The organism is Fredinandcohnia quinoae, assembly GCF_022427965.1.
In the GTDB taxonomy this organism is placed as follows: Bacteria; Bacillota; Bacilli; order Bacillales; family Bacillaceae_L; genus Ferdinandcohnia; species Ferdinandcohnia quinoae.
On sequence record NZ_JAKTTI010000025.1, the window covers coordinates 57,918 to 69,416 of the forward strand.

9 protein-coding genes are annotated in these 11,499 nt (G+C 35.2%); 5 read left to right on the forward strand and 4 right to left on the reverse strand.

The annotated features are described in order from the left end of the window. The first annotated feature begins 19 nt into the window (after positions 1 to 19). Positions 20 to 1,282 (forward strand): DNA polymerase IV, encoded by a 1,263-nt coding sequence (locus MJG50_RS15085; protein WP_240256577.1) that lies wholly within the window; start codon positions 20 to 22, stop codon positions 1,280 to 1,282. A gap of 38 nt (positions 1,283 to 1,320) precedes the next feature. Here the strand turns inward: MJG50_RS15085 and zwf are convergent, their stop codons facing one another. Next, the gene (zwf, locus tag MJG50_RS15090; RefSeq protein WP_240256578.1) at positions 1,321 to 2,817 is read right to left on the reverse strand and encodes a glucose-6-phosphate dehydrogenase; all 1,497 of its coding nucleotides are present in this window, start codon (positions 2,815 to 2,817) and stop codon (positions 1,321 to 1,323) included. A gap of 234 nt (positions 2,818 to 3,051) precedes the next feature. On the opposite strand from zwf, the gene MJG50_RS15095 reads away from it, so the two are divergent. Genes MJG50_RS15095 through rnz form a run of 3 tightly spaced genes read left to right on the forward strand, consistent with a single transcriptional unit; the run spans position 3,052 to position 6,413 of the window. Next, entirely contained in the window at positions 3,052 to 4,239 is a 1,188-nt protein-coding gene (locus MJG50_RS15095) for a DUF58 domain-containing protein (protein WP_240256579.1), read from the forward strand. Positions 4,240 to 4,250: 11 nt separating this feature from the next. After that, positions 4,251 to 5,459, forward strand: coding sequence for a hypothetical protein (locus tag MJG50_RS15100; protein WP_240256580.1), 1,209 nt, complete (start codon positions 4,251 to 4,253; stop codon positions 5,457 to 5,459). Between the two features lie 15 nt (positions 5,460 to 5,474). Continuing rightward, positions 5,475 to 6,413 (forward strand): ribonuclease Z, encoded by a 939-nt coding sequence (rnz, locus tag MJG50_RS15105; protein ID WP_240256581.1) that lies wholly within the window; start codon positions 5,475 to 5,477, stop codon positions 6,411 to 6,413. A gap of 37 nt (positions 6,414 to 6,450) precedes the next feature. On the opposite strand, the gene namA is transcribed toward rnz, so the two are convergent. Further along, on the reverse strand, positions 6,451 to 7,467 hold the full coding sequence (namA, locus tag MJG50_RS15110; protein WP_240256582.1) for an NADPH dehydrogenase NamA: 1,017 nt from the start codon (positions 7,465 to 7,467) through the stop codon (positions 6,451 to 6,453). 185 nt (positions 7,468 to 7,652) lie between these two features. Here namA and MJG50_RS15115 point away from each other — a divergent pair, with 185 nt between their 5' ends. Beyond that, entirely contained in the window at positions 7,653 to 8,879 is a 1,227-nt protein-coding gene (locus tag MJG50_RS15115; RefSeq protein WP_240256583.1) for an ATP-binding protein, read from the forward strand. 56 nt (positions 8,880 to 8,935) lie between these two features. Here the strand turns inward: MJG50_RS15115 and MJG50_RS15120 are convergent, their stop codons facing one another. Together MJG50_RS15120 and MJG50_RS15125 are read right to left on the reverse strand one after the other, a co-directional pair. Further along, a complete protein-coding gene (locus MJG50_RS15120; RefSeq protein WP_240256584.1) occupies positions 8,936 to 10,033 on the reverse strand; it encodes a CAP domain-containing protein in 1,098 nt (365 codons plus the stop codon). A 125-nt stretch (positions 10,034 to 10,158) separates the two neighbouring features. Next, positions 10,159 to 11,352 (reverse strand): MFS transporter, encoded by a 1,194-nt coding sequence (locus tag MJG50_RS15125; protein ID WP_240256585.1) that lies wholly within the window; start codon positions 11,350 to 11,352, stop codon positions 10,159 to 10,161. Positions 11,353 to 11,499 lie beyond the last annotated feature (147 nt).

An 11,499-nucleotide genomic window follows, 5' to 3' on the forward strand; every position in this document is an offset into this window, starting at 1 on the left:
TATAAAGGGTGTGTGAAGTATGAAGGAAATGTATCCGAAAAATGGGAGAGTTATTCTACATGTCGATATGAATAGTTTTTTTGCATCGGTTGAAATAGCCTATGATCCTTCATTGCAGGGTAAGCCAGTTGCAATTGCTGGGAATGTAGAGGAACGGCGGGGGATTATTATTACTTGTAGCTACGAAGCAAGAGCCTTCGGCGTAAAAACGACAATGCCACTATGGGAAGCAAAACGAAAATGTCCAAATCTAATTGTTCGAAAACCAAATTTTGAGCGATATCGCAAAACATCACTTGCCATGTTTGAATTATTACGAACCTATACAAATCTAGTAGAACCAGTATCAATTGATGAAGGTTATATGGATATTACAGATTGTTATGAAAAGGGAACTCCGCTTGAAATTGCCCATTCAATTCAAGAAAGTCTAGTTAAGACTTTGCTTTTACCGAGTAGTATCGGTATCGCACCTAATAAATTTTTGGCGAAAATGGCTTCAGATATGAAGAAACCGATGGGTATTACGATTTTAAGAAAACGTGATGTAAAAAAGATACTTTGGCCACTTCCAGTTGAGGAAATGCATGGAGTAGGGAAAAAAACAGCTGAAAAATTAGCTACAATTCAGATCAAGACAATCGGTGACCTTGCCGGTGGGAATGATATTCAAGTAAAACAATTACTCGGTATAAATGGTGAAAGACTCAAACAGAGGGCCAATGGTGTTGATAATCGGCATGTTGACCCTGATGCCATCGCAGGATTTAAAAGCATTGGAAATTCAACTACTCTCCCATATGACTCAACAGATGAGGAAGAATTAAAAACAGTATTAAAAAAGCTTTCACAGTCTGTTGGGGCCAGAGTACGTAGAAAAGACATGCTTGCAGCTAACATTCAAATCATTATTCGATATGATGATCGTAGAACAATTACCAGAAGTCGTAAACTTGAAAATCCAATTGAACAAGATGATGAAATATATAACGCTGCGTTTCGGTTATGGAAAAAGCATTGGAATGGAGATCCAATTCGATTACTTGGAGTAACTGCCCAAGAGTTAATCGAAAAAGGTGAGGCATTTAAGCAATTAGATATTTTTTCATATGAGAAAGATGCTAAAAGGGAGCCATTATTGAAAGCACTTGATGAATTAAAAGGGAAATATGGGGATGATATTGTCTTACAAGGGATTAAAAATAAAAAACAGCCATTTGGTGATAATGAGCATGGTACGAGCTTTGAAAAGGACTTTCTAAGTGACTTAAATAATGATTAAAATGACCCCTTTATAACGATGAAGGGGTCATTTTTGTTTTATTTATTTTCTAATTCTGAAACGGACCACCATTGAAATCCATCATTCTCTAATAGCTTTTCAGAGTCAGCTGGTCCCATTGATCCCGCCGAATAGTTAGGGAAGTTAGTAGCTGCTTGACTTTCCCATACATGCGAGATTGGATCGACAAAGCTCCATGAGAGTGCAACTTCATCCCAATGAGTAAAGTTGGTTGCGTCACCTTTCATGCAATCATAGATAAGCTTTTCATATGCTGCTGGAGTGTTAATTCCATCAATGCAATTATTGCAGTAATCAAGATGAACAGGTGTTGTTTGTGTATTTTGACCTACTCTTTTAGCATTTAGATGAAGGGTAATTCCTTCGTCAGGCTGAATATGAATGACAAGTAAATTTGGATTTTGTAACTGATTGTCTTTTTTCATATATAGATTCATTGGTATGTCTTTAAATTGGACAATGATCTTTGTTGATTTAGCTTTCATTCTTTTACCCGTTCGGATATAGAAAGGGACACCAGCCCATCTAAAGTTATCAATCAGTAATTTTCCTGCTACAAATGTTTCCGTATTTGATTTCGGATCTACATTTTGTTCTTTACGGTAACTAGGGACTTGTTTATTATTTATTTGACCGTCACCATATTGACCCCTGACGAAATAATCATGTACTTCAGATTCATCAATTGGTCGTAAAGCACGTAAAACTTTAATTTTTTCACTTCTAATTTCTTCGGTTGTCAATTTTATCGGTGGTTCCATCGCAAGAAGTGCTACCATTTGTAAGATATGGTTTTGGACCATATCTCTTAAAGCACCTGAATTCTCGTAATATCCTCCACGATCCTCTACACCTAGCACCTCACTAGAAGTGATTTGAATGTTTGATATGTAACGATTGTTCCAAAGTGGTTCGAAGATCGCATTTGCAAACCGGATGACCTCAATATTTTGAACCATCTCTTTTCCAAGATAGTGGTCGATACGGTATATTTGATCCTCTGAAAATGCTTGCCGTATCTGCTCATTTAACTGTTGTGCAGAAGGTAAATTATGACCAAATGGTTTTTCGATAACTAATCGACTATATCCACTGGTCGAGGTTAAACCCTCACCCTTGAGATTTTCAGCAATAGTTCCAAAAAACTCGGGAGCCATAGCTAGATAGAAAATGCGATTTCCTTCCGTCTGATATTTTGAATCCAGCTCATCTAATAAATCTTTGAGTTCCTTGTAAGAAGTACGATCATTAACATTAGAAGAATGATAATAAAAATGGCTTGAAAATTCATCCACTTTTTGCGGTACAGGAATATTCTCTTCAATTGAATCTTTAACATTCTGACGGAAAACATCTAGTGTTAGTGGCCGTCTTGCAACACCCACTACTGCGAATTCATCCTTTAGTTCGCCTTTTTCATAGAGGTTATAAATAGAAGGAAATAATTTTCGATTTGCCAAATCGCCTGTGGCACCAAAAATAACAACAATTGTCTTTGGTGTTGTATATGTCATCATAAATACCCCACTTTTTTATAAAGTTACCTACTCAAATATTTAATTTTAGCCGTTAATATCATCTAAAGCAAATATTTTAAATTAATTTTCTTAATTTCTATTGTTCCATTACATGCAAATCTTTAACCTTAATTTATAATAACGTATAAGAGACGTTTTTTAAATACTTAGAAAAATTAAAGCTTTAAGGTATAATGGAAAAATAGTAGGCAAACAAATGGAGGTAGAATAATGCATTGGCATAAGCAAATAATAGAAAGCAAAATAATTAATGTTATAACTATCTTGGCATTTGTCGTCTTATTTTCTAGTTTTTATACGGAGTCTATTTTTGTATTTGCTTTTGCATTAACTTTTATATTGTTTAGCCTGGCAAGCAAATGGTATCTTAAGCATGCAGCAAGCGACCTTATTCTAAGTCAGACTAAAGATAAAATAAAGCTTTTTCCAAATGAAAAAGATACATTACATATCATCCTCAGACAATACGGCAGAGTTCCGATTGTTAATAGTGTACTACATTTATATTTTGACAATGTTATAGACTGCAGTCCATATAGTAAAGCTCATACGAAACAAGTAGTTGAGGTTGTTATACCTATTTCAATGGCAGCTAAAGAAGAAATGAAGATTTCAATCCCTATTCATGCATTGCGGCGGGGATTCGCAAAAATAAGAAGTGCAAACCTTACAATTCAGCATCCTTTTGGATTTGGGGTAGCGATGCTAGAGTATAATCAGTGGTTGTCTCAGGAAATAATCATTTATCCAACTCCAATTTCTGTTTCAGGTATTGAGCAGCTACTACCTAAGAAACAAGGTACATATCCGAATAAGCATTCTCTGTTTGAATATGCAAGTTCTCCAATTGGTACAAGATCTTATGTGGCAAGCGATCCATTTAATAAAATTCACTGGAAGGCTACTGCAAGAACAACAATGTTACAAACGAAAATATATGAACGAACATCTCAATTTGCTTGGTCTATTATCCTTGATATAAAAGATGGCAATGGTTATATTGAGAATTTAGAAAATCTACTTAGTTATATTACATATATTTGTCATGTGGCTACCAAGAAAAAGATCCAGTTTGAGCTTTTTATCAATATCCGCTCTGCTGGAAGAACGCCTTTTTTCCACCTTTCAATGGGTCAAGGAAAAGAACAACTAGAAAGTGCACTTGAAATGTTAGCAAGGGTAAATCGTAATTCTGTACTTATCCCTTTTGAAAAAATGATGTTTTTCATCGAGAAGAATCATCTTTTAGCACCTTATATCATTACAGCAGGGCTACTAAGTGGGAGTGAAAGTATTTTGAATAAATTGGCCGGTAGTAATGGAACTTACCAGATTATTGATCATGATGGGGTAGGTTATTTAGTACCTTTACAAAAAAAGACGTTAATTTCTATATAGGAGGATAGGCTATGAAAAGAGATACATTTCTACGAATTTTTCACTATTGTACTGAAATTCTACTAGTCTATCTTTTAGTTTTTATCTATTTTATTCATGAGAATATAATTCCACCACTAATACCATTTGTAAGCATTGTACTAGGTGGTGCAGTTTTGATAGCTGTATTATTCAGACTGATAAAGAGTAGAGCTTTTAGTATTGTTATTTTAGCTGGTATTCTGAATGTAGGAATTGGACTTTTGGTCGGTTTTCATATCGAACTAATTATCATTTTAACCTTATTCAACATGTGGAGGGTTCCAATCCATATAAATGAAGCAGAATTGAAGAATGAAAATATTGTATTAGGGATAACGTTTTTTAGTGGAATCATCGTATTTTTTATTGGCTTTAACTCTGATTATCTTTACCGACATATTATCCTAATGTTGACGAGTCTCCAAATTTTACTGATTATGCTTGGTCGATTCATTGATGGGTTCTTATACAGTGCTTCCAATAATAAAGAATCGAATCGAAGACAAATTAAATGGATCCTGGTATTAGTAGGCTTGTTAATAGCGATTACATTGCTGCTAACATTCGCGCTACCTTTAATTAAGCCAACCTTTTTCTTTTTATTAAAAGGGGTTTTCTATTTCTTTGGAATTTTGCTAATGCCATTACTTTACTTTCTTCTTGGACAAGATAACTTTTTTGCAAGATTTTATGACGCACAGTTTCCAAAAAATAAAAATAATGAACAAGATTATCCATTTGGGGATGAATTGATTTCACCCGAACATGCACCGATTGATCCGACCTTTTGGTGGGTGTTATTTGCATTAATTATTATTGGAATTATTGTTGTAATATGGAGAAATTATACAATCGGACATCATACAATCCAAGTAAAGCAAAAAGTTCAATCTACTTCGTCTCTACTTGTGAACAATAAGCCTACTTCCTTAGCCAAAAGAAAGCCACCTAAAGATTACGTAAGGAGACGTTTTTTTGAACTAGAGCGTTTAGCTGCAAAATTTAATATGGGTAGGAGAAGGGACGAAACAGCAAAAGAATGGCTGGACCGGATTGGGTATACTACTGAAGAGAATGATATGGTTATTTATTATGAAAATGTTCGTTATAATGAGGTACCTCTCACGCATGATGAGAAAGAACAATATGATAAAATAGTAAAAGAACTAAAACGTAAAATGAAAGATCACAAAAAGTAATTGGAGGCAAGGCTAGTGGAAGTTGTGTTTTTAGGTACTGGAGCAGGTGTGCCAGCTAAGGAGAGAAATGTTACATCTATCGCACTACAATTATTAGATGAACGGGGTGCAACATGGTTATTTGATTGTGGGGAAGCTACACAACATCAAATTTTATATACATCGATTAAACCTAGGAAAATTGAAAAAATCTTTATTACTCATTTGCACGGAGACCATCTTTTTGGGTTGCCAGGATTTTTAGGAAGTCGATCCTTTCAGGGAGGAGAATCTCTCCTAACAATTTATGGACCAAAGGGAATCAAGGAATTTATTGAAACTTCCATATCAGTTAGTGGTACTCATATTCGATATCCACTTGAAATCATTGAAGTGGATGAGGGAATCATATTTGATGATAATCGTTTCTGTGTTATAGCTGGTCGATTAGACCATGGAATAAGGTCCCTTGGGTATCGAATTGTTGAAAAGGATTTACCTGGAGCATTATTAGTTGACAAGCTTACAGAAATGGGTGTTAAACCTGGTCCAATTTATCAACAAATAAAGGCTGGGGAAACGGTTATTTTAGAGGACGGCAAGGTAATTAACGGGAAGGAATATGTTGGCACTTCACAAAAGGGGCGTATTGTTACGATTTTAGGGGACACACGCTATTGTGATAGCAGTATAACGCTTGCAGCGAATGCAGATTTGCTAATCCATGAAGCAACCTTCAGTTCTGAAGATGAGAAACTTGCGCATGATTATTATCATTCGACAACAACACAAGCTGCAAAGGTTGCAGTTCAAGCTGATGTTAAACATTTGATTATTACTCATATAAGTTCCAGGTACCAAGGGGATGATAGTCAAAAACTGTTGGAAGAAAGCAGAGAAGTATTTGAGCATACATATTTAGCGAAAGATTTTATGAAACATGAAATTGCAAGAGAACATAAAAAGGAGATTTGAAAAAAACGTCGGGTATAAAAACCACGACGTTTTTTGCTTACCAACCTCGATCATATTGTTTTGGACTCTCAATGTTGACATTGAGCTCTTTAGCGGCTGTTCTTGGCCAATAAGGATCTCTTAGTAGTTCCCGTGCTAAAAAGATTAAATCAGCTCTTTCATTTTGAAGAATTTCCTCAGCATGTACAGCTTTTGTAATTAAGCCTACTGCTCCAGTCGCGATTTCAGCACCATGTCGTAATTTTTCAGCATAACCAACCTGGTAACCAGGAAATGTATTTATTTTTGCGGGTACAACAGCTCCTGAGCTGACATCAATTAGGTCAACACCTTGTCCTTTCATCCATTTCGCATATTCTATATAATCATCGGGAGTTAAGCCACCATCTGTGTAATCATTGGCAGAAACACGAACAAATAAAGGACCGCTCCATACTTCTTTTACAGCATCGATAACCTCTTGCAAAAAACGATAGCGGTTTTTGAAACTACCCCCATATTCATCTTCACGTTTATTGGAAAGTGGTGAAAGAAATTCATTTATTAAATATCCATGTGCACCATGGAGTTCAATAATATCAAATCCAGCTTCCTTAGCTCGCCATGCTCCTTCTTGAAAAGCCTTAACCGTCTCTTGTATTTCGTTTTTAGATAATTCCTTCGGTGTTTTCATTTTTTCATTAAATGGGATTGCGGAAGGTGCTACTATTTCCCCATCCACTGTTGCTTTTCTCCCGGCATGAGCAATTTGTATCGCTGTTTTTGAGCCGTAGGCTTTTATCATTTGGATAAGCTTCTTAAAGCCGTGAATATGTTCATCACTCCAAATACCAAGGTCTTGTGATGAAATCCTACCTTGCGGAGTTACTGCAGTTGCCTCGACCATTATTAGACCTACTTGACCAACCGCTCGGCTAACATAATGTGTATAATGCCAATCCTCAAGTTTGCCATCTTGATTATGGCTGGAATACATACACATTGGTGACATTACGATGCGATTTTTTAATGTCACATTTTTAATTGTATAGGGTGAAAAAAGAGAAGTTTCCATTTCGTAATCCTCCGTATTAATTTATTTCGAATTCTAAAATAATTATAACAGTCACATCATTACAAGTCATATTTTCTGCATCATTTTGGAATACATGCATCTTTGTGATAGAAGATTAGGAATTTTAACAATTATTTTTATAATATGGTATTATAGTCATATAAAAAAGTGTTTAGGGGTTAATAATGAAAAAAACTGGTCAAATTGTTTTAGTTAGTATTTCAATTTTGTTTACTGCTTTTCAAACGATCTTTTTTAAGGATTCCTTCTTTTCTATTGACTTCTTTATCGCGACAATAATTGCTTGGATTGTCGGCTGGCAATATGACCGGACAACATATTTTGGAAATGAAATTAAGAAAAGTGAAGAAAACTACAAACAATTAATTGAAACATTACCAGAGTCAGTTATTATTCATCAAAATAATCAAATTGTTTATGTAAATAAATCAGCAGTGAAGCTTGTGGGTGCATATTCTAAAAGTGAGGTAGAAGGTAAATCAATCTATGAATTCACCTTACAAGATTATAAGGAAAGGGTAAAAGAAAGAATGGTAGTAGTACTTAAAGAGGAAAGGCCTCTTTCAAGTAATGAATATAAAATTAAACGTTTAGATGGTAGAAAAATTTTCTTTGAAGCTTCTTCATTACATATTATGTTCGGGGGAAAGGATGCAATTCTTACTATTGGCAAGGATGTTACAAGTAGGAAGCAACGAACAGAACAGCTATTACAAAAATCTGAGAAACTTGCTCTCGTTGGACAGATGGCCGCCGGACTTGCCCATGAGATTCGTAACCCGCTTACTTCAATAAAGGGATTTATCCAATTATTTAAATCAAATTATAACCGTAATGAATATTATGACTTAGTGCTAGCAGAATTAGATAGAATTAATCTCATTCTGGGTGAGTTTTTAGTTCTAGCAAAACCTACTGCTGTTATTTTTAAAGAAACAAATATTAAAACAATCATAAAAGACGTAGTAACCCTTGTTAATACACAATCAATATTGAACAATGTGCAAATTTTTGTGGAATTTGATACAAATATTCCGCCAGTTTCTTGTGAGGAAAATCAATTAAAGCAAGTATTTATTAATATTATTAAAAATGCGATTGAGGCAATGCCAACCGGGGGGATTATCGAAGTAAAAGTAAATGTTAAAAGTGAGAGTGAAATAACAATTAGTATTGTCGATCAAGGGATTGGTATTCCAGCTGAGCGCCTTCAGACATTGGGAGAGCCTTTTTATACGACGAAGGAGAAGGGAACAGGACTAGGGCTTATGACATGTTTTAAAATTATCGAGAATCATAATGGTCATATTCACGTCACAAGTGAGGTTAATCAAGGTACAACCTTTGAAGTGATTTTGCCTACATTGACACATTCGTATAGTAGTGTATGAAAGCATCAAGTTTTATACTTCGATGCTTCCATTTTTTTGAATCTATCTTTTCCTTATTAATTCGCATAAAAGTTCTCTGTAAAATAAGGATGTGATTCGCTATCAAAGGCTACTCCAACCCCAAGAAACTCATATTCTTTTTGAAGAATATTTTCCCTATGTCCGAGTGAATTCATGAGCCCTTCATGTGCAAAAATACTACTAAATTGACCAAATGCAAGGTTCTCACCAGCAAAATTAAACATAACCTCATCCTCTAGCATTCGATCAAAAGGGGACTGGCCTTGCAAATTTGTATGACTAAAATACTGATTTTCAGCCATATCATAGCTATGTTTTCTTGCCGTTTCTTTGACATGATCGTCCCAGCTGAGGATTGTTAGTCCATGATTGATTCTTTCCGCATTCGTTAAATCGAATAATTGGTATTCAAAGCCTTCTTTTAAATTCTTAGAGGCTTCGGTGTAAAACTCTGTTTTACTTTCTTCAAGCTGTTCACCGATTATTTGCATTGCGGTAACTGTATTTTTTTGATGCTTATCATAAAAAATAGTGACATAACTATCGTCAAGGTGAAACATGTCATAATCTCTGTCATCTTGGAATTGATAGTAAACTGTTCCCTTTAGGATTTTTATTAATGGATCACCTAGTGTATCATGAACAAAAGACTTAGTGCTTCCTTGTTTAATTCCTTTTGATGATGAAATTAAGTCCTGGTTTGTATATAAACCTGCAACCTTGTCTGTATCATCATAAGCAACCATCACAAAATTTTGATAGTTTTCATGATATGTATACCATTGAACACCATATTCATTAGAGGATGTTCGCTGTGGTACACCAGCTTGTCGTTCAACCTCACTCTTCGTATTTCCTAATTCAATGTTATAGACAGAAAATACTTGATCCTTTGGTGACGTTAAATTTGGCCTTTTTTGATCTTGAGGTAATTGATCATTTTTTTCTTGGAAAATAGTAATGATATACTCTAAGCTATCTTTTATTTTATCAGTAACAATCGAGAAATCCATTTCGTCTGTAATAGTTGAAATAACTGATTGATTACTAGTATTTCCTTCTAGCTTTACATACACGGTCCATGATGCATATAAAAAGAATATAAAAGATAAAAATAGAAGCACACGGCGCACGGAATCACCCTCCAGTCTTATTCTATTCTATCCAATAATATTCGAATCGATAATGTTTTTTACGTCTTAGTGTAAATAAAAATAAAAAGGGAAACTACAATTCTGTAATTCCCCTTATATGATGCTTATATACTAGCCTTTTTATTTTTGCCAATTAAAGTATAGTACAAAATAACAGATACGAACACAGATATCGCTGATGTCAGATAAATACTATAATATCCGAACATATGCGCAATTTGCCCAAATGCAATTGCACCAATTCCGATTCCTAGATCGAAGAAGGAATAGAAGGTAGCATTTGCCATTCCTCTTCGATGTGGTGGAGAGGATTGGACGGACCATGCTTGTAAAGCGGGCTGAAGTGAGCCGAAGCCTAACCCATATATAATGGCGGCAATATATAATATAAGGCTATTTGGTAACCAGGCCAATAAGAGCATCGCAATGATGATTGAAATAGCACCTGGTGCAAATACTGCCCGATGTCCTTTTACATCGTATAACTTACCAGCGAATGTTCGAGTTAACATTAAGGAGATAGCATATAAAAGGAAATACCATTGAATGCCATCTATTCCCTTTTGTGCAGTATATAAGGGTAAGAATGACGCAATACCTCCGAAAGTTGCCGTTATAAAGAATAATAGAATAGAAGGTGGTAGGGCACTCTTTTCGTATAAATCCCATTTTTTCGAGCTAACTGGAGCAGGATCAACCTTTTTAAATCGTATTGTTGAAGCTAGAAGTAATGCTATTAATCCAAGAGCTGCACATATTCCAAATAATTGTGGGAATGAAATGTAACCTGCCAGAGCAAGCCCAAGGGTAGGACCGAATGCGAGTGCTAGGTTACCGAATAATCCATAATAACCCATTCCTTCTCCGCGTCGTTCTGGTGGAATTAAATCCGTTGCAATTGTACCAGATGCTGTCGTTGAAAATCCCCAACCAACACCTTGAATGATTCGTAATACAAATAAGAATAATAGACTTGCAGCAAAACCGTAAGATCCTACAGAAATGACAAATATCCCGAGTCCGATTAAATAGACAAAGCGTCTACCTTTCGATTCAAGTGCATGCCCAGCATAAGGTCTGATAAGTAGGGCTGAAAATGTAAAGATACCTACAACGATTCCGATTAGTTGATCATTCCCGCCAAGCTTTTCAACAAATAATGGGATCGTTGGCAGCGTCATTTGGAAACCAAGAAAAATAAAGAAATTTGAAAAACAGATTAGCGTAAAGTCCCGAGTCCAAATTTTTTCTGTGGTCTTATTTATCGATGATGTATCCTTGGCCAATGGTGCACTCATATAAAACTCCTCTCAAATACTGTTTCGTAAACCTAAATATATCCTAATATAGTTTACTTCATATTTGAGAGAATTCCTACATTTTCGCCCGGTTTTTTTCTGTGAAAATAATCTTTGCACTGTTAGTAGGTATAGATCTTTACCTGA